The organism is Paenibacillus radicis (ex Xue et al. 2023) (assembly GCF_024722015.1).
GTDB lineage: Bacteria > Bacillota > Bacilli > Paenibacillales > NBRC-103111 > Paenibacillus_S.
In genome coordinates this window covers 139,051-162,591 of record NZ_JANQBD010000010.1, presented here as the reverse complement: position 1 = coordinate 162,591, position 23,541 = coordinate 139,051, and the positions used below count along the sequence as shown (strand labels likewise).

The 23,541-nt window shown below is 45.1% G+C and carries 20 protein-coding genes; 10 read left to right on the top strand and 10 right to left on the bottom strand.

Annotated features, from left to right (window positions below):
- The first annotated feature begins 118 nt into the window (after positions 1 to 118).
- Positions 119 to 694: a hypothetical protein gene (locus NV381_RS15455; RefSeq protein ID WP_258214186.1), complete on the top strand. Its 576-nt coding sequence runs from the start codon at positions 119 to 121 to the stop codon at positions 692 to 694.
- A gap of 3 nt (positions 695 to 697) precedes the next feature.
- Here NV381_RS15455 and NV381_RS15450 read toward each other — a convergent pair whose 3' ends face one another.
- The 5 genes from NV381_RS15450 to NV381_RS15430 form a co-directional block, all read right to left on the bottom strand.
- Positions 698 to 2,260 carry a leucyl aminopeptidase gene (locus NV381_RS15450; protein ID WP_258214269.1) on the bottom strand — a complete coding sequence of 521 codons (1,563 nt, stop codon included), beginning with the start codon at positions 2,258 to 2,260 and terminating at the stop codon, positions 698 to 700.
- A gap of 114 nt (positions 2,261 to 2,374) precedes the next feature.
- Positions 2,375 to 3,391: an aldo/keto reductase gene (locus NV381_RS15445; RefSeq protein ID WP_258214185.1), complete on the bottom strand. Its 1,017-nt coding sequence runs from the start codon at positions 3,389 to 3,391 to the stop codon at positions 2,375 to 2,377.
- 256 nt (positions 3,392 to 3,647) lie between these two features.
- Positions 3,648 to 5,132, bottom strand: a complete 1,485-nt coding sequence (locus NV381_RS15440) for an anti-sigma factor domain-containing protein (protein WP_258214184.1) — start codon at positions 5,130 to 5,132, stop codon at positions 3,648 to 3,650.
- 17 nt (positions 5,133 to 5,149) lie between these two features.
- Positions 5,150 to 5,944 (bottom strand): RNA polymerase sigma factor SigI, encoded by a 795-nt coding sequence (gene sigI / locus NV381_RS15435; protein WP_258214183.1) that lies wholly within the window; start codon positions 5,942 to 5,944, stop codon positions 5,150 to 5,152.
- 228 nt (positions 5,945 to 6,172) lie between these two features.
- Positions 6,173 to 6,601 (bottom strand): hypothetical protein, encoded by a 429-nt coding sequence (locus NV381_RS15430; protein ID WP_258214182.1) that lies wholly within the window; start codon positions 6,599 to 6,601, stop codon positions 6,173 to 6,175.
- Positions 6,602 to 6,957: 356 nt separating this feature from the next.
- On the opposite strand from NV381_RS15430, the gene NV381_RS15425 reads away from it, so the two are divergent.
- Entirely contained in the window at positions 6,958 to 7,173 is a 216-nt protein-coding gene (locus NV381_RS15425; protein ID WP_258214181.1) for a KTSC domain-containing protein, read from the top strand.
- 319 nt (positions 7,174 to 7,492) lie between these two features.
- The gene (locus NV381_RS15420; protein WP_258214180.1) at positions 7,493 to 9,457 is read left to right on the top strand and encodes a glycoside hydrolase family 15 protein; all 1,965 of its coding nucleotides are present in this window, start codon (positions 7,493 to 7,495) and stop codon (positions 9,455 to 9,457) included.
- Between the two features lie 102 nt (positions 9,458 to 9,559).
- On the opposite strand, the gene gcvH is transcribed toward NV381_RS15420, so the two are convergent.
- The 3 genes from gcvH to leuB form a co-directional block, all read right to left on the bottom strand.
- A complete protein-coding gene (gene gcvH / locus NV381_RS15415; protein WP_258214179.1) occupies positions 9,560 to 9,943 on the bottom strand; it encodes a glycine cleavage system protein GcvH in 384 nt (127 codons plus the stop codon).
- 106 nt (positions 9,944 to 10,049) lie between these two features.
- Positions 10,050 to 10,598, bottom strand: coding sequence for a peroxiredoxin (locus NV381_RS15410; protein WP_171651278.1), 549 nt, complete (start codon positions 10,596 to 10,598; stop codon positions 10,050 to 10,052).
- A 210-nt stretch (positions 10,599 to 10,808) separates the two neighbouring features.
- The gene (leuB, locus tag NV381_RS15405) at positions 10,809 to 11,888 is read right to left on the bottom strand and encodes a 3-isopropylmalate dehydrogenase (RefSeq protein WP_258214178.1); all 1,080 of its coding nucleotides are present in this window, start codon (positions 11,886 to 11,888) and stop codon (positions 10,809 to 10,811) included.
- A gap of 201 nt (positions 11,889 to 12,089) precedes the next feature.
- Here leuB and NV381_RS15400 point away from each other — a divergent pair, with 201 nt between their 5' ends.
- A complete protein-coding gene (locus NV381_RS15400) occupies positions 12,090 to 12,665 on the top strand; it encodes a hypothetical protein (protein ID WP_258214177.1) in 576 nt (191 codons plus the stop codon).
- A 498-nt stretch (positions 12,666 to 13,163) separates the two neighbouring features.
- On the top strand, positions 13,164 to 14,360 hold the full coding sequence (locus NV381_RS15395; RefSeq protein WP_258214176.1) for a PLP-dependent aminotransferase family protein: 1,197 nt from the start codon (positions 13,164 to 13,166) through the stop codon (positions 14,358 to 14,360).
- Between the two features lie 644 nt (positions 14,361 to 15,004).
- Here NV381_RS15395 and NV381_RS15390 read toward each other — a convergent pair.
- Both NV381_RS15390 and NV381_RS15385 read right to left on the bottom strand, forming a co-directional pair.
- Positions 15,005 to 15,115 carry a sporulation protein YjcZ gene (locus tag NV381_RS15390; protein ID WP_258214175.1) on the bottom strand — a complete coding sequence of 37 codons (111 nt, stop codon included), beginning with the start codon at positions 15,113 to 15,115 and terminating at the stop codon, positions 15,005 to 15,007.
- Positions 15,116 to 15,225: 110 nt separating this feature from the next.
- Entirely contained in the window at positions 15,226 to 17,556 is a 2,331-nt protein-coding gene (locus NV381_RS15385) for a helix-turn-helix domain-containing protein (protein WP_258214174.1), read from the bottom strand.
- A gap of 268 nt (positions 17,557 to 17,824) precedes the next feature.
- On the opposite strand from NV381_RS15385, the gene yiaK reads away from it, so the two are divergent.
- Genes yiaK through NV381_RS15360 form a run of 5 tightly spaced genes read left to right on the top strand, consistent with a single transcriptional unit; the run spans position 17,825 to position 23,443 of the window.
- Positions 17,825 to 18,823: a 3-dehydro-L-gulonate 2-dehydrogenase gene (yiaK, locus tag NV381_RS15380; protein ID WP_258214173.1), complete on the top strand. Its 999-nt coding sequence runs from the start codon at positions 17,825 to 17,827 to the stop codon at positions 18,821 to 18,823.
- A gap of 38 nt (positions 18,824 to 18,861) precedes the next feature.
- Positions 18,862 to 20,025 carry an oligogalacturonate lyase family protein gene (locus NV381_RS15375; protein WP_258214172.1) on the top strand — a complete coding sequence of 388 codons (1,164 nt, stop codon included), beginning with the start codon at positions 18,862 to 18,864 and terminating at the stop codon, positions 20,023 to 20,025.
- A 36-nt stretch (positions 20,026 to 20,061) separates the two neighbouring features.
- Positions 20,062 to 21,573, top strand: a complete 1,512-nt coding sequence (locus NV381_RS15370) for an extracellular solute-binding protein (protein ID WP_419182272.1) — start codon at positions 20,062 to 20,064, stop codon at positions 21,571 to 21,573.
- Between the two features lie 3 nt (positions 21,574 to 21,576).
- Positions 21,577 to 22,524, top strand: coding sequence for an ABC transporter permease (locus tag NV381_RS15365; RefSeq protein WP_258214170.1), 948 nt, complete (start codon positions 21,577 to 21,579; stop codon positions 22,522 to 22,524).
- 37 nt (positions 22,525 to 22,561) lie between these two features.
- Positions 22,562 to 23,443, top strand: a complete 882-nt coding sequence (locus tag NV381_RS15360; RefSeq protein WP_258214169.1) for a carbohydrate ABC transporter permease — start codon at positions 22,562 to 22,564, stop codon at positions 23,441 to 23,443.
- Positions 23,444 to 23,541: the final 98 nt, after the last annotated feature.

Genomic DNA, 23,541 nt, shown 5'->3' with positions numbered 1-23,541 from the left:
GACAAAATTTAACGAACTCTTAAAAGGGGAAGCCCTTTAATAAACTACCACCAATGTGATAGAATGAAAATGCTGTGTAGTTTGGCCATATCTGTTTTCCATCTGGGGGATTGCTTTCATGTCGAAAAAACAATCATCATTATTATTTATTTATATCTTCGTATTCCTGGCCTTAATTGGTGTCGCTATCTTTCTTCAATCAGCATTTTATTTGTATGCGGCAAGCGCGTTGCCTATACTCATTGTGATGGCATTGCCCGATACTCGAAAAAACCAGTACATTCGCGGTGTCAAAGACCTTAAAGCTGTTCGTATTTATAAACAGTCTAATGAGGACGACCCGCTATTGATCATTACCTTCCAGCAAGGCTTCATTCGCTGGAACAGCAAGAAGCTGTACTTTCATTTAAACGATATTCAGCCAGCCCCACATCCACAAGAGCTCGCGAACGAAAATTATGCATCACTTTCCGTTCTGGGCTTCGACCTAACCCCACACCCTAGCAAGACCGGCTGGATCGGTATTGATCTTACCCAGCTTGCGCTAAGAACCGCCAATCTATCCTATACAACGGATGAAATTACCCGTCTGGTTATCCCTATGAACGATCTTGAGGATACGGCGCTGCAGATGATGTCTGCGACAAACACCGTTCCTCTGGGCAAAAGTAAAAATAAAAGCATTTCGGCCTAAGCTTCACATCTGTGAAGTGCATAACCAGTGAGCCAAGGTGCGAACCATCGTACCGGTGCCGCCTTTCGGCTCTGTACCGCGGTCATTCCACAGCCAGGCTGTGCCGCCGGTATCCAAATGAAGCCATGGTGTGTCTCCGGCAAAAAATCCAATAAACAGCCCGCCTGTAATGCTGCCCGCCCACCGATCGCGTGAGGCGGCGTTTTTTATATCTGCTACATCACTCTTGAGCATATCGTGATATTCCGGATAATTAGGGAACGGCCATACTTTTTCCCCTGCCTGCTTGGCAGCCTGAATAATTTCCTGCTGCAGCACTTCGTCATTGGACACTGCTCCTGTAGCCACATCGGCAAAGCTAACCAGCACAGCGCCGGTCAAGGTAGCTACATCGACAATCCGGGTTGCGCCCAGCTGTTTGGCATAAGTGACTCCGTCTCCTAATACAATACGGCCTTCTGCATCGGTATTTAAAACCTCAACGGTGTGGCCGCTCATCATCCTGATTACATCGCCTGGCTTAAAAGCAGCTCCAGACGGCATATTTTCGGCTGCTGGAATAACAATAACCAGGTTAATCCTCGGTTTAAGTCTGCCTACCGCATGCAGCAGCCCTAACAACACAGCCGCACCGCCCATATCGCTGATCATTTCTTCCATGCCGTCCGGCTTCTTGAGCGAGATACCCCCGGTATCAAAGGTGATGCCTTTGCCAACCAAGCCTACTACATTATCCCATGAATCCGTTCCTTGGTAACGGATAGAGATCATGCGCGGAGGATTGGCGCTGCCTTTGCCAACGGCATGGAGCCCTCCCATGCCATGCTCGACAATGGCTGCCTCATCCAGCACTGTGCAGGCCATGCCGTATTGGGAGGCCACCCGGGCAGCCTCCTGGGCCAGTGTATCCGGCACAAGCACATTGCCGGGAAGGTTCGTCAGGTCGCGCGCGTACTGCGTCGCGACCGCGAACGCCCGCGCAGCCTCCAGCGGCTGCGCAAGAGCCTTGGCGGCGCTGCCGCCGCCTAGCGCCGCGAGTGTCGCCTGATCTGCGATCAGGGCGACCTCGCGCAGCGCAGGCACGGGCGGCTGCGCCGCCACAGCGTAGCTCGGCATGCGGTAGCCGCCGAGCAAGAGCCCTTCGGCGAGCGCGTGGACACGCTCGCCTAGTGGCGCAGCCGCCGCGTCAGCGGCTGTGCCAGCGGCGGCTGTGCGCGGCAGCGGCGCCGCGAGCCGCTCGAGCCCGCGGGCCAGCGCCGCGCGGGCCGCGTAGACGCCTGCGTCACGCCAGGCGACCGTGCCGGCCGCTGCGCGGCCAAGGCCGCTCAGCACAAGCGAGCGGCAGGGCAAAAGCCCAAGCGTCGGCAGCACCTCCGCTTGGCCCAATTCGGCCGCGAACTGTCCCCGTTCGCGCATCCCCGCCACCTCGGCTGCCAATGGAGCCGGCAGCCATTCCTTCAAGCTCTCCGCGTCGTCTAGCTCCGCTGGCGTTAATAGAAGCACCAGCGCGTCTGCATTAACGCGCTGCAGCACTTCGGCAGCGGTATCCCCAACATCCCGCTCCATAATATGCAGGCTGGTTTCCAAATCATCCTTAACCATCAGCTGGTTTAAATCCATCGGTATGAGCCTCCAATTTGTACCTCACAGAGACGGGTTCTTCATTTCTCTGCTCAGCTATTAGCTATAGTACGAAGCCGCCTCTTGCACAACCCTCTGCATCGGTAGATGATACGGACATTGCTGCTCGCAAAGCGGCTTCTCCTTACAGGGCTCGTAATCAGCACAGGACATGATACTGTCCTTTTGCTTTTCAAAAAATCCTTCGCCTTTCGGAAGCAATCCGAATACATCGCGAATTTTGCTCGAAATCATAATATCCGGAATTTTTACATCAACGGGACAGGAGCAGTAATTACAGCGGCGGCAATTATGAGTTCCCAGCTGCAGTGCCAGCTCTTCCAGCTCTTGACGCTCAGCTTGTCCAACTTCTTGCTCCATGGCTGCCAAGTTTTCTTTAACCTCATCCACGCTTACCATACCGGATATAATTACGTTCACATCCTGACTGTAAGGGAAACGTATCGCTTTCTCGACCGGTTGAATAAATCCGCCAGACAGAGGCTTCATTGCTACCTTGCCCATTCCCATTTCCGTTAGCTTCGGAATCAGCTCATTCAATGCAAACGGTTGAGCTAAATTCAGGTGAAACAGAACCTGATCGAATTGCCCGTTGCTGATCCATTTCGTCAGCAGCTCCGGTCTATGTCCAGTAATTCCAATAAATCTAACCTTTCCTGCTTCTTTCATCTCCAGCGCGGCTTTGTAAGCTCCGTTCTCATCCATAGCCGCTTTGTACTCATTGACATAGTTGACATAGTGAATTTGCAATAAATCTATAACATCGGTTTTCATGCGTACCAGGCTGCGTTCGATTTCTTCCTTGGCTGATGCGTAATCCCGCTTATTCGTCTTCGTTGCCAAAAAATATTCCGAACGACGGTGCGCTATCGTTTCACCGATAATCTCCTCGCTGTTGCGGTAGCCCGCCGCCGTATCGATATAATTGATGCCGTGATCCAATGCGTAATTTAGCGCATCTCCTGCTTGCTGCAACGGAACTCCTGGCAGATTCATCGCTCCGAATCCCAGAGCTGATACTCGATGACCTGTTTGACCAAATAAAGTATATCTCACGGCTTATTCTCCCCTATTCCCATATTAACTTATAACATCACTTCACTAAAAAGCCTGCAATTCTCCCCGCCAATAAGCATGTTCCAAATCAATTTTTTTGAATTTCCCTTACACAATTTTCTATGTATATTCAAGTTCTCATTTTATCACACCCATCCATCCTCCGTCATGAAGGTCTGTAAATTTATGTGCAAAAAAAAGAGACACATCAGCCCTTATGGGCCTTTGTGTCAAACATTAAGCAAGCAAGAAGCGTTTAGCGCTTATCATTCTTGTTATCCGTGTCTTTCTTGTTGTCCGATTCTTTTTTAGTGTCCGTTTCTTTTTTCCGATCATCGGCCTTATCATCTTTTTTCTGAGTCTCGTTCTTCTTTTCCAGCTCTTTTTTCAAATCATCTGCTTTCTTCTTATCATCGTTTTTTTTATCATCATTTTTATCGTCGTTTTTCTTGACGTCCTGCTGTTTATTATCATCATTACGCTTGGGGTCATCTTTTTTGTTATCGTCCTTCTTGCCGTCATCCTTTTTAGGATCATTGTCTTTCTTGTTGTCGTTTTTATTATCGTTTTTATTATCATTTTTGCTATCGTTCTTATTATCGTGCTTAGGGTCATTCTTTTTATCGTCGTCCTTACCGTCATCCTTCTTGTTATCTACGGGACGAACACTACCAGGAGATTGAGTTCCTGGTTTTGTAGTATCCGGCTTTGAAGTATTTGGTTTGGTAGTGGCAGGAGAGCCGCCGGTCTTTTTGTCATCCTTGCGGTCATCCTCTTTATTGTTGTTATTGTTTCCAACAGCAGGCTTTTTCGGATCCGTTTTACCGTTATTGGTTGTATTCGTGTTCTTCCCGGTATCTTTATCTTTGGCTGCCCGTTCTTTCTTCTTCTCATCGAGCTTCTTATCCAATTCGCCCGACTTTTCCTCCTCTATCAGCTTTTTTATAGCTTCCTTAGTCGGTACTTTCTCGGGCTGAATAACCGCGGATTTGTTATCCGAATTATCCTTGATGATTTTATGAATAGACTCTTTCTTTAAATCATCAACCGTCACTTCAACCCCGTTGCTCTTGGCGTTTAAATAAACGGAATATTTACCCATGGATACGCCGCTTTTGTTAGCTTCCGCGCGAATCTCCTGGGGCGCAGCAAAAGCCTCTACCTGGTAGGAGGCAGTCTGGTCAGGATGCGTTTGCTTAATATGCTCAGTTACCTGCTGCCGAAGCTTTTCAGCAATTTTCGCATCATCGACAGTACCTTTATCCAGGACTATTGAACTAGCGATTACAATATCCGCTTCACCCTTAGACAGCGACTTCTGTTCAGCCTTGTCCAACAGGGAAGCTGTCACTTTCTCTAATGTCTTTCCTTTAAAATCAACCGCCTGGATCAGTTCCGATCCATCATCATTTAAGCCGCGAAGCTCGAGCACTTGCTCCTTCTCATCAATCCCCATCTCAACCGAAGGATTGATGTCGAGTGATACATAGGCAACGACTTCGGAGCTGCCTATTTTGCCTGCAAAACTGGCGAAAACTACGAGGCAGAACACGACCGCCGCAACCATTGCGGAACGGCCGGCTACAGACGGATTAGCCCAATTAACACCTGCGTCAGCATATAGAATTTCCTCGCCCACTTCGCAAGAACGGTTTTTTCTGGAAATCTTATCAAACTTGCCATCCTGACGCATGACTATGATGCTTTTATCCGTCATCTCCATGACGATGCCTTTATTCATTTGCTTCCCCCCACTCTCTATATAAGCTGTGTTTGATCCTTGATATGTAAATAATCCCTAAGATACGGATAAGGACCATTATAAATTAAAGCAACAGCTATAATGAACTTGCGGTTACGCTCCAATGTCTTTCTAGACACCTCCACCAAATCTAATAATTCTTTGATTGGCAGCATCCGTTTCGTCAGCATGGTCCGCATTAAATCGGGATTCCCCGACAGCTGTCTGCCTATAGCAAACAAAGCTTGCCTGGAATCATCATGCTTGGGAGACGCGTCTACCAAATCCGCAAATTGAATGCCAAAATCAGATAAGCAACGGTTCAAATCTATTATTTCTCCTCGCCGTTCCTCCATCCCTTTTTGCTTCTCATAATGCTCAATAGCCTGATGAATTTCCACCGGGTTTACAATGTTATCCTCATCATCCTCAACCTCAAAGGTGCTGTAAGGCGTCTGGTGTGCGAATCTCTGCTCTTTGCGGACATAGTCAATTAAGCGACGCCGTATGACCTGCTCCGCAAAACCGAGAAACGACCGCCCCGCCTCCGATGAAAATTGGTTAACGGCTTCATTGAAAGCACCCAAAGCAATGCTGAATTCATCATCTCTTGCAGGGTCTATATATCTTTTGCAAAAACGGCTCGTCACTTTCGCAACATACGGCTGATAATCCGTAATAAATTGATTGCGTAGTCGTAAGTCACCTTGTTGAATTTGAAGCACCAGTTGTTCCGGTGGCAGCGAATCCGACGTTTCTGATGAGTGAGATTGACGTTTTCCGAGAAACTTCTTAAATAAAACAAGCAGCAATCGTTCCACCTCACACTATAGTTTTTCGCTGTGACCGCGATGATTATGGGGGTCGTTCTAGGTCTTCTGGCACATTATATTGTAAACTTTTAATCGCCGTCTCCGATCACAGACTTTTGTCTAATTTGGAGCCTCTCTGACATGAATATGTGAGAAAATTATGACTGTGTCAGAACAACTCGTCTGAAAGTAAAACAACGTCCCTATACGAGACGTTGTCAAGTCCGATTATGTTAAGCCTCGCGTCGTCTTTTTGTTCTTCAGCTTGTTTCTGCGCTTGCTTAGAATGTTCAGCCTTTTCTTAAGCTGTTCTTCCCATTCGACATCGTGCCATGTCTTGGCTACCATTAGCAGATCCAAAGACATATCAATCTGGCTTCGCACGACCTCCATCGGGTCCTCATTCTCATGGTTGACGCAGTTCTCATATAATTCCGCTTGACTGCGGGTATCTACATATTCCTGAAAGTCCACTTCCGGGGCTCCGTCCCCATGGGCGTATTCGGCCAAAATTTCGTATTCGCTTTCTACCATATGATGTACCTCGACACGATGGCATACAGGGCAAAACAACAAAGGCACATTGTGGATCTGGGTACGAATATGCTTCAAGGTTCCTTGGGTTCCGATCATACTGGCGCCGCAGCAAAAACTCATAGAATCACGCCTCCTTGATATCTCCAGCAAAAAGCGATTTTTATTCTATTCTACCTGACCTTGCTGAAATCCTCTTTTTTTGTCGAAATGAACGCACAGTTAAATGTTTCCTTTTACTTGGTTTCCATAGGAAATATTATATTCATGAACTGCTGTATAATTCAAAATCTATTGCGATAGCGCTTTACAGGGGCAAATTTTAAATGCCTATACTATAGACGGAAAATAGCTCCAAATGTTGCGGTCTAAACATGATTCAATAATCATAAATATAAGCAGACGATGAAAATCCGTTGCCGGGCAGCTTCTGCACAGCATACGGATTTTTCATTCCCATCTTGAAGGGAGAGGGTCTCATGAAGTATATTCCCATCAGTTCCAAACAGATTGCCTATGTAAGCTACGACGACCAATCTTCGCAGATGCATATCCAGTATCATACGGGTCACAGCCATATTTGCGACAATATCGATCAAGAACAAGTACAGCAGCTGATACAATCCGATAATCCTTACGATTTAGTCATGCGGTTAACCCAACTTCAACGAGTTCCTAATATACAAACAACTTAATAATCCGTTGGCCTTTAGCTTATCGTGGATGTATCGACTAAGTAAAATCAAACTCATAAACGTCCTCTTTATGGGCTTCCCTATCTCCGCTTTCGGGCAGGAGATTTTATTTTGTCCAAGAATCGAAATTAGCAAGTATAGTTCCTATTCATAGAGGAAATAGTAGAATTATAGAAATGGTTAAGGCATAATAATGAAAATATTTTCAAAATTTCGTTAAGTATCCGTTTTCATCCGTTACTTAGGATTGACCATACAGGAAGAAAAAGGTACTCTAAATTGAAGAAGTACACTCCAGAAATAGAAGGATGTGGGTCGATTGCCAAGACAATTAGTCATCGGAAACGGGAAATTTTTGATCAACTTAGATCAGTACACGTATATGCGGGATTTATATTATCCTTATGTGGGCCAATTAAACCACATCGGCGGCTATCAATGTAGAGTGGGATTATGGGTTGATGGAGCCTTTGCTTGGCTAAGCGATCCGGAATGGGATTTTAATCTTTCCTATGTCGAGGATTCCCTGATCACCGAGGTTACAGCAACACATCCTCATTTGGGTATCACCCTTATTATTAACGATGGAGTTCATCAACGAGAAGATATTTACTTGAAAAGAATACAAATTCATAATGAGCGGGATACCGTTCGTGAGGTTCGTGTTTTCTTCAATCAAGATTTGGTTATCAATGAGACCGAAGTGGGGGATACGGCAGCTTATTACCCCTCTAACAATACCGTCTTTCACTATAAAAAAGATAAATATTTTATGTTTAGCGGCAGTACCGGACCCGATGGAGTTTTCCAATATACGACAGGTGTCAAAAGATTTTATAATGCTGAAGGAACATGGCGGGATGCTGAAGATGGCCATCTGATGGGCAATGCCATTGCCCAAGGCTCCGTAGATAGCACCATCAGCTTCCGGCTGCATGTACCGCCAAACTCGAACGAAACGATGTATTATTGGATGACCGCCGGGAAAAACCTGGAGGAAGTCAAGAAGCTCGACACTTATGTTAAAGAGAGCCATCCCGGCAAGCTGCTGGATCGCATCAAAGTATATTGGCAGCGTTGGGTTAACAAATCAGAGCGAGATTATGGCAATCTAAGTCCGGAGATTATTCGGATGTATAAGCAAAGCCTGCTCATTGTTCGCACACAAACGGATGTCAATGGTGCGATTATCGCAGCCAATGACTCTGATATCATGCAAAGCAACCGTGACCATTACAGCTATATGTGGCCTCGTGATGGCGCCTTAATCGCTTACGCGATGTCCATGGCCGGCTATCAAGGGATGATTACGCCTTTCTTCCATTTCTGTGCCAATGTTCTATCACCGGAGGGTTATCTCCATCATAAATACAATCCAGACGGAACCGTCGGCTCCAGCTGGCATCCTTACATTCATGCCGGCAATGAACAGCTGCCGATTCAAGAGGATGAAACAGCTCTTGTCCTGTTTGCCCTGTGGCAGGACTTCCAGAAGCACGGTACTATCGAGCTTCCGCAATCCTTATATCGCACCCTGATTCGTCGTGCAGCTCGATTCATGTCGAGCTATATTGATCAGGATTTGAACCTGCCTAAGCCCAGCTACGACTTGTGGGAGGAACGTTATGGCATCTTTACGTTTACAACCTCCGCTGTATACGGCGGGCTGATCGCGGCAGCGAATTTCTGTAGTCTGTTCGGCGATGAAGAACGAAGCAGCCGCTACAGACATACCGCAGAGCGTATCAAGTCGGGAATTCTGAAGCATCTGTGGGATGAAGAAGAGCAGCGCTTTGTAAGAGGACTGTATCAGGAAAACGGTCAATGGGTGAGAGACCGTACTTACGAGAGCAGCGTATACGGAATATTCGAATTCGGCGTTTTGCCGGCTGATGACTATCGTGTCGTCAAAACGATGGAAGCAAACCGTGAGCATCTGACCATCAAAACCGATATTGGCGGTGTGGCCCGCTATTATCACGATTATTACTTCCAACGTTCATCCGACATTGAGAAAGTGCCCGGTAATCCGTGGATTATCTGTACGCTTTGGATTGCCGAATGGGAAATCGAATATGCCAAAACGGTTGAGGACCTCGAAAAGCCGCGAGGCACACTGGAGTGGGTCGTCAAACATGCAATAGAAAGCGGCATTTTGCCTGAACAGCTCGATCCTTTTGATGGAGCGCCAGTTTCCGTAGCGCCATTAACCTGGTCACATGCCACTTATGTGCTGGCAGTGGTCAAGTATATGGAAAAATACAAGCAGCTTACCAAGAAATAATAACAAAGCGCTTAAACCTTACCACGACTCAAAACAAGGAAGCCTCCATCGCACTGGCAGCAGTGACATTGGAGGCTTCCTTGTTTATTCATGTTCAAGCTTTTACTCATGTCCGTATGTATCTTCGTATTTCCGCGCATCCCATAACTGCTCAAGCTCAGCTGGGTCGGCAATTTCTATCACGATCATCCATCCACCACTATAGGGCGCCATATTAATTGCGCTTGGATCCGCTTGTAGCAAACGGTTAATATCCACTACTTTCCCTGACACAGGAGCATACATCTCGGATACAGTCTTTACCGACTCCATGCTGCCAAAAGGTTCTCCCGCTTTCAAAACATCGCCGACTGCAGGCAGCTCCACGAATACGATCTGACCTAGCTCCTCTTGTGCAAAATCAGTCATACCGATTACAGCGCGATTGCCCTCCACTCGAATCCATTCATGATTCTCGCTGTATTTCAAACTATCCAATACTTCCACTCGAATGTCCTCCTGCTCATTTACAAAAATCCCTCTAGCTGCAGTATAGCAGACCAGAGGGATTTTTTAAAATATGATAAAGGCTGTTTAAATTAGGAAAGCCGGCTTATTGAGCAACCAGGTGCTTGTCGCCTTTTTTCCAGTTCATTGGGCACAATCCACCGGATTGCAATGCTTCCAGAACGCGGAAAGTTTCTTCTACGCTACGGCCTACATCGTTGTGGTTGACCACTTGATATTTTAATTCGCCTTCAGGGCTGATAATGAACAAGCCGCGAAGAGCGATACCGTCTTCTTCAATCAATACGCCGTAATCGCGTGCAACTTGTTTAGTCAAGTCTGCGCCCAACGGGAAGTTCAATTTACCAAGACCATTGCTGTCAACAGGAGTGTTGATCCATGCGCGGTGGGTATGTACACTATCAACAGAAACGCCAAGTACTTCAGCGTCCAATTTCTTGAACTCATCATAGCTTTCGCTTAATGCTGTAATTTCTGTAGGGCAAACAAAAGTGAAGTCAAGCGGATAGAAGAACAAAACCAACCATTTACCTTTATAATCGGATAAAGAAACCTTGCCGAAACCTACACCGTCTCCATTAGCTGTTTCAAGTGTAAAATCCGGAGCTTGCTTAGCTACCAAACGTTCTGCCATCTGCTTATTTCCTCCTTTTATTACTAGAGATTATTCGATTAAAATCGTAACATTCGACCTCTTGAAAGTCAATATTATAATAATTACTATTTAATAATAATTATAATTTACTGACTATTTTGTGAAATATAAGTTTAATATCATACAAAGTAAAGACCCTTAAGCATTCTTGACCGAATGGACCTAAGAGTCTTCGCTAAGCTTCCGCCCTTATTTTCTAATAGCGTTCACGATCAAGTCACCCATGGCTGTTGTTCCAATTGCTTTGCTCTTGTCAACAGCAATATCACCCGTACGATGACCGGCATCCAACACTTCTTTCACTGCACGTTCAATAGCTTCGGCTGCATCGTGGTAACCGAATGTCAAACGGAACATCAATGCTACGGAAAGAACGGTTGCGATCGGGTTGGAGATCCCTTGGCCTGCAATATCCGGTGCAGAACCGTGTACGGGCTCGTACAAGCCGAATGCGCCTTCGCCCAGGGAAGCGGATGACAGCATCCCGATGGAGCCTGTCAACATAGCTGCTTCATCGCTCAGAATGTCACCGAACATGTTCTCAGTAACGATTACATCGAAGCTCGATGGGCGGCGAAGCAATTGCATTGCACAGTTATCAACCAGAATGTGCTCAAGCTCTACATCCGGGTAGTCTGCGGAGATACGAATAACGGTTTCTCTCCACAAGCGGGATGTTTCAAGAACGTTAGCTTTATCGACGGAAGCCAGTCTCTTGCTGCGCGTGCGGGCAATTTCGAACGCTTGGCGAGCAATGCGCTCAATTTCTTGCACGTTGTATACGCAAGTGTCAACCGCTTCTTCCCCGTGTGCACCCTCGCGGCGGAACTTCTCGCCGAAGTAAATGCCCCCAGTCAATTCACGGACAACGATCAGATCCGTTCCTTCCAATACTTCAGGCTTCAATGTGGAAGCATCCTTCAGACAGTCGAAAATAACTGCTGGGCGAATGTTGGAGAACAAGCCCAGCTCTTTACGAATGCCGAGCAATCCTGTTTCAGGACGAAGCTCCTTCGGATTGTTGTCCCATTTCGGACCGCCTACAGCGCCTAACAGAACTGCATCCGCTTTTTTACAAAGCTCCAATGTATTTTGCGGCAAAGGAGTACCTGTCTCATCGATTGCGATTCCGCCAAATAAGCCGTGCTCGGTTTCAAAACGATAGCCAAAAATCTCTTCCGTTTTCTTCAATACTTTTTCCGCTTCAGCGATAACTTCAGGACCGATACCGTCTCCTGCAATAACTGCGATTTTTTTTACATCCGCCACTTATATTCACTCCTATTTCATAAAGTTCTAGATAATATCCTTTGTACCATAATTAGCCGTTCATTACAAAGATATAAAATCTATGATCTTAATAGGAAAAAACAATAAGCTTTCAGGACGGCAGCTTTCGAATCCTATATTTATTAACACCCCGCTTCATTTATGGTAAAATTAGGTTAACTCATACTAGGTGGTGGCTCCATGGATGTGCTTCGACTAAGAAAACTAAGAACTACCCAGTTCATTTTAGTCAATTCCTTTATATTGATAGCGACAATTTTATTTACTTTTATCATTCATGTTTATTCTTTGGCAGTTTTTCAACGAACCTTGGGCGTTATCATTCTTATCCTGGCCGTAATGAATATTATTTCCAAGACATTGAACTATAATTTGTTCGGATTATTCCCTGCAATGAGAGAGCTCATTACTTACGAAGCGAAAAAGCTCGGAAAGGAATTTACCAAGGTTAGATGGACTCAAGTTTCCGCGCAGCTGTTTGTGGCACTGATGATGCTGGCTCAATCCTTTTTTATGCAGCTTCCACCAACCCTTATAACCATTCAGGATATGATGCTCTTCACTATTCCAGTCCTTCTTCTCACAATAATCGGCATTAATATCAGCCTGGTCTACCATGTAAAAAAAATAGATAAAGGTACTACAGAATCGCTGAAGGGCTATAATTCCAAATCCATCCTGATCGGTCTGGCAATAGGAATACCTTTAGGGCTTTTATCCATAATAGCCAGTTTTCTAATTGTTGCGTTTATGTAAGCTCATAGGGTCATCAATAGGTAAAGGAGAGATATACAGATGCTCAATAACATATGGACCCCAAGCTCCATTATCGTCATTTCCCTCCTCTTTGTTATCTTAATCGTCTTTGTTTTTGTTAAAATCCGCAAACGGCGGAATCCTGGTAATCCATTTGCAAAAAAACGCTCTTCCAGACTTAATCGCTCTGCGGCATCTGCTTCATCCGGTAAATTGCCCCCTTCCAAACAACAGCAAAGCTGTTCGTACTGTAAGCGTAAGGTTAATCCGAAGGAGCTGACTTTCTATTCTGGAGTCGAAAAGGTGGTTGGGGTCTGCCGATCCTGCAAACCCCAAGCGGAGCGCCAATCTTTACTCAGACTTTAATCGCCTTTCGAACGGCTTCCATTGCTTCGCCTTACGAACTATATTCCATGTTGTTTTATCGCTATTAAAGGATTAAAATGATAGTTATATTGTTTAATCAGGAATATTATTTCAGGCTAAAGGAGCATCTATATGGATTACCGTTTCTCCGATACTATTGATAGCTTTAAATCTTCTGCTGTGCGAGAAATTTTAAAACTCACTCAAGGAAAGTCCATTATTTCACTAGCCGGCGGACTGCCAAATGAGCAGTATTTTCCTATCGACGCTGTGCGTGAGGCTTTTTTGCGTGTCTTCGAAGAAGGAAAGCAGGTCTTGCAGTACGGCCTAACCGAAGGCTATACACCACTGCGGCAAAGCATCGCCAAGCACATGGAGCGCAAGAACATTCACGTAGGCGTAGACGATATGCTGATCACGACCGGTTCCCAGCAAGCGATTGATTTGCTTACCCGCGTCTACATCGATCCCGGCGATATCATTCTCGTGGAGCGCCCGACATATCTGGCAGCCATTCAAATCTTCCAGTCCCACAAAGCGCGTATTGTTTCCGTAGATGGTGATGCGGACGGCATGAACTTAATCGATTTGGAACAAAAGATCAAGCAGTATAACCCTAAAATGATCTATGTAGTTCCTACCTTTTCCAACCCTGCGGGCAAAGCTTGGAGCCTCGAGCGACGTCAAGGAACATTAGATATTTGCAAACGTAACAATGTGCTTATCCTCGAGGATGATCCATACGGAGAGCTTCGATTTGGCGGCGGAGAAGCACTGCCATCGATCTTTTCATTAGACAAGCATCCGCATGGCAGTGCTGTTCTGTATACAAGCACCTTTTCTAAAATCGTAGCACCTGCATTACGTACCGGCTGGGCAATCGGCGATCCTGACGTTATTCGTCAGATGACCCGCGCTAAACAGGCTGCCGACCTGCATTCCAGTACGATGGATCAGCAAGCCTTGCATCAGCTTTTCGAACATTTCGATCTATATTCGCATATCGATCTGGTCCGCAGCGAATATGAAACTCGGATGCGCCAGATGGCTGACCTGCTGAATCAGCAGAACTGGCCGGGACTCCACTGGAATGAGCCCAAAGGCGGTATGTTCATCTGGATAGAACTAGCAGAGGAAATCGATACGGAGAAGCTGATGAAGCTGGCTGTTGAAGAAGGCGTTGCATTCGTACCGGGCGTAAGCTTCTTTGCAGATGAGCCCAAAAGAAATGCAATGAGACTCAACTTCACCCATACGGATTATGAGCAGATGAAAGAGGGCTTTGCCCGATTAGACCGCGCTATTCAAAAAATGCTGCAAACCGTATAAAGGGTTATCCCAAAATTCATTTTAGGACAGCCCTTCCGGCATTTTATCCTGAATATAGAGTTGCAAAGAGACCTCCATTAAAGGTTCTTTTGCACACTCTATGGGATTCACTCACTAGGGTTTACCCTTTTGAGAACCCCACGCAATTAACAGGAAAATGTCACGTTATTTTCTCCGAAAAATAGCGTTCCAAGCGCTATAACTGGAATTTCTCCCGCTAATTCTAAGGATTTTGGCTGATATCATCCCTATCACCTAGATTAGCTGGAGTTTTTCCAGTTGTATTGCTTTCAACCGATATCCAAGCTGGATTAACGGGAGGATTTCCATCTAACATCTTTCTTTCGGCTGCCGTAAGAATATTCTGGTCTCCTTTACATTGAGAGCAACCTTTGAATATCTGTTTTCGCTCCATGATTTAAGCAACATTAGAAAGGGTATTCTCGCTTTATCGCTGTAAAGCAACTTAAACTTTCGTATATTTTAAGAGAAGCTTAGATCAAGCCCTCTCGATGAAGATACATTCGTGTCTGACTACAAATGGAAAACCCCCGGAATACCCGGGGGTTCATGCCATACTGTATGGTTGGTCCCTATTCCGTTTGTGAAAATAGCCTTAGAAGACCAACTTCATAAGATCATACTTAGATCCAGGCACGCGAAACGATAACCAATAGAATGAACAAAACCAAGATCACGCCAGTGCTAGTGAAAAAACCTCCGCAACTTGCACCTACTCCAGCTCCCAATCCCATAGATCTCATCCTCCCTTCTTAAAGGAACTTCTTTATGGTATGTGACCATGTAGCGTAAAGTTTGGGCTTTTGACATAATAGGCCTTTGTTGTTCGAATTTAGGCTCCTACTCAAAGACTTTCACCTTCCGGAACTTGTTTGCCGAATTTTTCTCTATATGTCCCAGGAGTCATCCCTTCTTGTTTACGGAAAGACCTGATAAAGTTTTGCGGATTGTTATAATTCAATTGCTTGGCAATCTCTTTTACTGTCATATTGGTTTCAATTAACCACTGCTTGGCTGCTTTTTGACGGTACATGGCCAAATAATCGCTGAATGTCATGCCTGTTTCCTGCTTGAAAACAGTGCTTAAATAAGAGGAGTTGTAATGAAGCCTGGCTGCGCACTGCTCGAGTGTAATATCTTCCAGGTAACAAGTTTGAATAAAGTCGATGATTTGAGCGGAAAGGTTATGGTATAGCGAATCTCTCCTGTTGGTAAATACATGAATCATCGGTATAAGGATTCGAGATTGAAACCATGCTTCAATATCCGCGCCAACATACAACTGAAGCAGCTCCTCATACAAGGAACAGCCCTCCATGCCAAGCTCCCCCATACTAATACCGGACTCCTGAAGCACAACCATCAGCTCGTTGAGAAATAGCATTAACATATTCTGATATTCCCACGGCATACGCTCTTTGCTAAATACATATTCCATCCATTCTTTAAGCAGCTCCCGCACCTTGTCTTGATCAGCTAGCTTTATGGAATCGATCAATTCGCCGGAAATATGCTGCGGGTATGAAAAAACAGCCGGCTGTTTGCCAGAAGTCATAGCGACACTGGAAATAATGATCCCCTCTCCCAGCTTCAAACGGTACTTCAATGCTTCCAAACCTTCCTGATAGGCTCTTGAAGCTTCGTCCAGCTTACTGAAAGGCAAGCTGATGCCGATGCTTACCACGAGCTTTAAATAGCTCTTAATATTATGCTGTATCGATTCTGCCAGCTCGAAGATGTAGCTTTTGAACTGCCTGTCATTCATTCCGCTGCATCCGACCAACGCCACTTGAGTTTGATCATGGATTACCGGTCCTAAACATTGATGAGCTGGTACCATTTCCTCCAAAATATTGCTAACGGCAAATTGCAGAAGATCCAAATCTTTCGTACTGTACCGAATCTGCTCATGCATCTCAATCTGTAGGGTCAGCACCGCCATCCTCTCCCAAGCGGCCACGCGCTCTTCATAATCAAAATGAACCAACGCTTCCCCAATTTCAGACGATTTCATTTTCCCTTGAAAAAGCTTATTAATAAACGTCGTTCTCAATTGTTTGGTATATTGCTGCATTTCTCCCCGCAAGCTTGAGTTGGATTCGATCAGTTGAGTAATGTGCTCATGGATCATCTGAAACTCATCCTGCCTATTCTTATCATGGTGAGGAAACCGCTCGATAACGGCTCTCATAATTTGACGAATCGGCGTGTAAATTTTACGTGAACCGAACCAAACGAAACAGACCGATATACCAATAATGAGCAGGCAAAGGTACAGCGTAAACCAGCCGATAGCTCTCGATTGGGCAGTTATGTGGTTAATATCTGTAAAGGACGCGTATATCCAGCCGTTATATTCGGATCTGATGTAGGATACAGAATACCGGCCTGTCCCCCGCTTAATCTCAAACTGACCCTCCGGATCGCTAAACATCGCCAAATCTTCCTTGCTTACATATCCGGTCTCCAAAACAGATTTCCCAATCATCTTTTCATTAGGGTGAATGAGAATTTGTTGGTCCTTGAATACAACGACATCCTGCAGTTGAGACGGATTATCTATCATTGCCGACAAACTGCAGCTTGGAATGTGGGCTACGGCCAGCCCCTTTTTTTGCATACTGAATACAGGCAGCTTCTTCACTAAAGTTACAATGTACTCGCACTCGTAGCTTTCCGTCATTCGGGAGGCAGACAATTCGCTTCGATTCAATATCCAGTTAGAGCTTAGCGGCAGTCCTAAAAAGCTTAACAGCTCATCCTTTTTGGGAAACTTGTCAAAGTCATAAAGTCCGTCATTACTGATCAACCAATTATTTTCCGTATTAGCCAGCAGAACGTCCGTCACCTTACTATCAACGGATTGGGTAAAGCTCATATTTTTTTTAAGGCTGTTTAACAGTTGAAAATCATATACGGTGAGCTGACGGTAAAATGCTTCCTGAAATGTCGTAGAATTGATAACCTGGCTTAAATTATTGTCCAAAGTAACCAGCACTTGTTCTATATTTCCTTTTAATTGAGTTAAAAATTGGGCGTTCCCCTGCTTCACTTGAATTTGGATAGCTTCGGAGGAGCGTAAATACGAAAAAAAGCCGAGTACGATTACAGGCAAAATACATAGAGCACTGCCGAACAGGATCATTTTTAAAAAGATACTCCGTTTATTCAACATTCAAGATCCTCCTGAAATTCCTTCTAAAGAATGAAAGCGTATACCCATTTTAGTAGAAGGATGCTGACAGGGCAATAATCATGCATAGCCCGCACATAATCATTAAATTGTATATTTCGTGTTATATCGCTTAAATGAGTTGATTTTAACGGTTATTTCAAGAGCCAACGAAATGATTCTATGCGTAATGGGGTTATCCCTTATATGATCAGACTAGTTTTTCAGAGCTACCACAAAAAATAATGAAAAGAAAGGGTGATCTTACGACTTGCGGGTACCTTACTACGAAATGCAGCAGCAGTTTCTTCATGTATTAGTGAAATATGGGCTGAGCACGGATCGAGCCGAGCTTTGCGCAACCTTGTTTGCTGAAGCAAGCTTGGACGGCATTCCTTCACACGGGCTGAACCGATTCCCTTTATTCTTAGAATTTATTCGTAAGGGGTATATCCATGTTGACGCTCAGCCGAGGCTGACCGCTAGTTTCGGAGCATCCGAGCGTTGGGACGGAGGAAGCGGGCCCGGCAATCTTAATGCACATGCATCGATGAAGCGGGCCATTGAACTTGCTAAGCTCCATGGCATGGGCTGCGTCGCATTGAGCAACACCAACCATTGGATGCGTGGCGGTAGCTATGGCTGGCAGGCTGCTGAAGCCGGCTGCATCGGGATTTGTTGGACGAACACGAATCCGAATCTCCCTGCTTGGGGCAGTACCGAAGCTAAAGTTGGCAATAATCCGATCGTACTTGCCGTTCCCCGGCCTGATGGGCATTTGGTGTTGGATATGGCAATGTCGCAATTCTCCTACGGGCAACTAACGAACTACAGTCTTCGAGGAAAGCAGCTTCCTGTCGACGGGGGCTTCGATAATGAGGGAAACGCAACCCGAGATCCTGGGGCTATCCTGCAAAGCCAGCGCCCGTTGCCCATTGGATTTTGGAAAGGCTCCGGCCTAGCCCTCATGCTCGATATGATCGGGATGGTTCTTTCCGGGGGAAAATCAACCCGAGACATAGGAAAGCTTGGTGTGGAGCTTCAAGTGTCTCAAGTGTTCCTTGCTTTCGATACGCAAACATTTTCGGATTACAATGAACTGACGCAGCGTATAAACGAAACCATCTGTGACATACATTCGGCTAATCCAGTGTCTCCTCAAGATAATATAAGATATCCGGGAGAAGATACGCTGCGCAGGCGTCTTGAAAACCTGAGACATGGTATCCCGGTAGATGCTGCCATCTGGCAGCAAATGTTGGAAAGCTAATTACAAATTACTAGAAATTTGCGGAGGAGTTACTTACAATGATCGGTAAAACGTATCCTTCTGAGAAGAAAACATACAAAGATGCAAAGACAGGCAAGATGGTTACCCAATTAACATCCGGGGAGAGCAACAACTTTCAATTATATTTTACAGATAACTCTTTCACCTTAGGGGATAAAGACATTTATTTCTTGTCCGACCGAGGGTCTGAGAAGCCAGAGCAATACAACTTTTTCAAAATGGAATTGGACAGCGGAATCATCACTCAGATAACTGACGAGAAGCAAGGATTAACCAAATATACAAAAACCCCTGACAGCGAGTACTTAATTTACACCGTTGGCAACCTAATGAAAAAGCTGAATACCAGAACAATGGAGTCCGAAGTTATATACGAAGAAACCGGCAACTACACGATGGGCGGCCCTTTCATCAGCCCGGACAAGAAATATGTAGGCATTCCACGTAACGAGAAGGTCGGTTTAGTCCGCGGCGCCAATTATGCAGGATTTAAAGAAATGATGTATGCGATTAAAAATTCGGTGATCACGTTTGCGTACATGGATGGCTCCAGGGCGCTCGATGTGCATGAGAGCACGCATTATATCAATCATTTTCAATTTTCACCGGATGACAGCTCCGTAGCCTTATTTTGTCATGAAGGCCCGTGGAATCTGGTACAGCAGCGGATGTGGATGCTTGACGCCGTCTCTCGCAAAGTAACCCCCTGCTTCCGTCAAGAGGAGGATGACAGCATTGGCCATGAGTTCTGGACCCGGGAAGGCAACATCTTCTTCGATAACCGCAGAAAAGGGCATGATGGTACCATCACTTCCGACCGCACACAAGCAACAGTAGAAACTGTACACGACATTGAGGCTGATCAAATGCCTTACGTTGCCATAGTGGATAGGAAAGGCGAAGTTCTCAAGAAGGTCGAGCTGCCTTATTATTGCAACCATTATCATGCCAATACGGACAACTCGCTACTGGTGGGTGATGAGGTTGATGATCTGGTCCTTATAGATATGACTCAAGAAAAGCCGGTTCCACAAACACTATGCTACCATGGAACCTCCTGGTATGACGGACGCAGACATGCCCATCCTTGCTTCAGCTGGAACGGAGAGCTCATTTTGTTTGCTTCTGACCGGGACGACAACAAAAACAATTTATATTTAATAGAACTGGATCAAGAGTAAATCCACTTATTAATGGGAGGTCTAACGAAAATGAACATGCAAGCGCGGAATTTCAGATGGTTAAATGCGTTAAGTATACTCGCACTGGTAACTGGTATTGTGGCCGGCTGTTCCCCTGCATCCAACAATGAAAAGAAAGAGGCCAAATCAAGTAAAGCTCAACCACAATCCAATAAGATTACGATCATGGTTAATTTGCAAACGCCGGTTGTACCTTCGGATAAAATCGAGAAATTAATTGAAGAGAAAACCGGAATGGACATCAAGTTCGAATGGGTTCCCGACGGAACCTATGATGAGAAATTCCAGGCTGCATTTGCAACAAACTCCCTTCCGCAGGCCGCTTATATTAAAAACCAATCTTCCTTCATTCAACTGCGTGATGCGATTAAAAGCCAGCAATTTTGGGAGATCGGCCCTTATTTGAAGGATTATCCGAATTTGAGCAAGCTAAATAAAGAAACTTTAAATAATACGGCTGTAGATGGAAAAATCTATTCGCTTTATAAAGAGAGACCTCTTGCCCGGCAAGGGATTATTTACAGAAAAGACTGGGCAGACAAGCTGGGATTGCAAGCTCCCAAAACAACCGATGATATTTACAATATGTTAAAAAAATTCAAGGAATCGCAAGCCGGCGGCCCCAAAACCGTTCCGCTCGCAGACCGCAACGACCTGATTTACGGTTCTTTCAAAACATTGAGCTCCTACTTCGGGACACCGAACGGCTGGGGAGTTGAAAATGGGAAGCTTGTTCCCGAGTTTATGACCAAAGGGTATATGGATACAATGAAATTTGTTAAAAAGCTTCGCGATGAAGGCTTGATCAACCAGGATTTCCCGGTTACCTCCAAGACCGATCAGCAAAACATGATGTATACCGGAACCTCAGGTATGTATATCGGGGCATTAACCGATGCAGGGGTTATTCAAGATAAAACCTCCAAAAACGTCAAGGAAGCACAATACGATGTCGCCAACCAAATTCTGGGAACAAATGGAAAACCCGGCGTCTGGGCGCTTCCCGGTTATGGCACGCTCGTAATGTTTCCAAAATCAGCCGTCAAGTCGGAAGCTGAGCTGAAGCAAATTTTAACCTTCTTTGATAAATGGTTCGATAAAGATATCGTCAACTATTTGAAATATGGCGTTGAAGGCGAGCATTACACGTTAAAAGACGGCAAGGTCGTTCCGAACGCCGATACAAAATTGTTAGAAAAAGACGTCAAACCCTATTCAACTCTTGCTCTGACTGACTCCATGAACGTTCTGCCTTTACTGTACAATATCCCTGTGGAGGAAAAAGGCTTTAAGCTATCCGATGAAGCGGTAAACTTTGCGGTTCAAGATCCAACTGTGCCCCTTAACTCGCCTACCTTCAACGAAAAAGGCGCAAGAATCGGAGATATTATTAAAGACGCAACCTACAAATTTATGTTGGGCAAGATTGATGAAACCGGCTTCCAGGCAGATGTGAAGAAATGGCAAGACGAAGGCGGCGCCAAGATTATCGACGAGTACAATGCTGCGTTCAAGGGCGGCAAGTAACATATGAACGATACTGCTACCGCCTCCATAACGGCCGTGAGTTCCAGCAGTCCGTTAATGAAGAGATTACTGCGCAACCGCTTCATGTATATGATGATTTTGCCGGGCCTGCTGTACTTCATTATTTTTAAGTACATTCCTATGTGGGGATTGATTATATCGTTCCAGGACTACCTTCCCTATAAAGGGTTTGCCGGTAGTGAATGGGTTGGCTTGAAGCATTTCAACAAGCTTTTCAGCGAGCCGCAATTTTGGGTTATATTTCGAAATACACTCATCTTGTTTGTCTACAACATTTTGTTTTATTTCCCTATACCCATCTTGCTTGCGATTATGTTGAATGAAGTGAGAAATGCCTTCTTTAAACGCTTTGTACAAACGATCATTTATATTCCCCACTTTTTATCCTGGGTCATTATTGTGTCTATCTCTTATGTAATGCTTACAATGGATGATGGTATTATCAACCAACTGATGGCTTATTACGGTTTTCCCAAAATCAATTTCCTGCTGAGCGATAGTTGGTTTCATCCGATTTATATTATTCAGGTCATTTGGAGAGAAGCCGGATGGGGCACGATTGTATACTTGGCCGCCATTGCCGCTATCGATCCCCAGCTATATGAAGCGGCCCGTATGGATGGAGCCGGTCGGTTCAGACAAATTTGGCATGTAACTTTGCCATCGATCCGCACCGTCATCGTCGTACTGCTCATTCTGCGTATCGGGAATGTTCTTGATTTAAGCTTTGAGCATGTATACTTGCTGCTTAACTCGATGAACCGCAATGTCGCAGAAATACTGGACACGTATGTATACACAGCCGGTTTGAAGCAAGGACAGTTCAGCTTCAGTACAGCTGTAGGATTTTTCAAATCGTTCATTGGCTTAGTATTGGTTGTATTAGCTAATAAATTAGCCAAAAAGTTCGGTGAAGACGGCATCTATTAGCCAGATAACGCACTAAACGGATAAGGAGGTTCACGCCATGGTTCATGACAAAACATGGGCAAGCCGTTTATTTGATACAGGCAATCTATTATTATTGACTATCGTTGCAGTAATTACTTTTCTTCCATTAATGCACGTCCTCATGGGATCCTTTACAACTGCCGAGGAACTGGTCAGAAAACCTTTTATATTGATTCCGTCACAATTCAGCTTGAATGCCTATCAATATATTTTATCAACGGATGCTCTCTTCAGCGCATTAGGGGTATCCATCGGCGTAACCGTGGTCGGTACGGCCATCAGTATGTTTTTGACCTGCTTGATGGCCTACGGCCTGACGCGGAGAGATTTGGACGGTCGCAAATTAATAAATTTTCTGGTTGTATTCACGATGCTGTTTCAGGGAGGATTGATTCCAACTTTTCTGATCGTCAAAGCTATGGGACTGATTGATTCTTATTTCTCACTCATACTTCCGACGGCAATTAATGCGTTTAATTTAATCATTATGAGAAGCTTTTTTCAAAACTTACCTGACGGCTTGGAGGAATCGGCCAAAATCGATGGCTGCAATGATATCGGAATTTTATTCAAAATCGTGATCCCACTTTCTATGCCTGCGATTGCAACGATATCCTTATTTTATGCCGTTAACTACTGGAATACGTATTTCAATGCCGTCATGTACCTGAATGACGCTTCAAAATGGCCGATTCAAATACTATTGCGTCAGATTGTCATCCTGGCCAGCGGGTTTAACGCAGATACATCTGTCTTCAATGAAGGTTATGTGCGTCCACCGGAGCAAAGTGTAAAAATGGCGGTTATCGTTGTATCTACATTACCGATCCTTATCGTATATCCGTTCCTGCAAAAGCATTTTGCCAAAGGGGCTTTGGTCGGCTCCGTCAAAGGCTGAGGCCAAAGTATAAAGCTTATCTATCCATCTATTGAAAAATGTAAAAACACCCCGGTACTTCGCCTGAAATCAGGCTTGGTATCGGGGTGTCTAAGTTA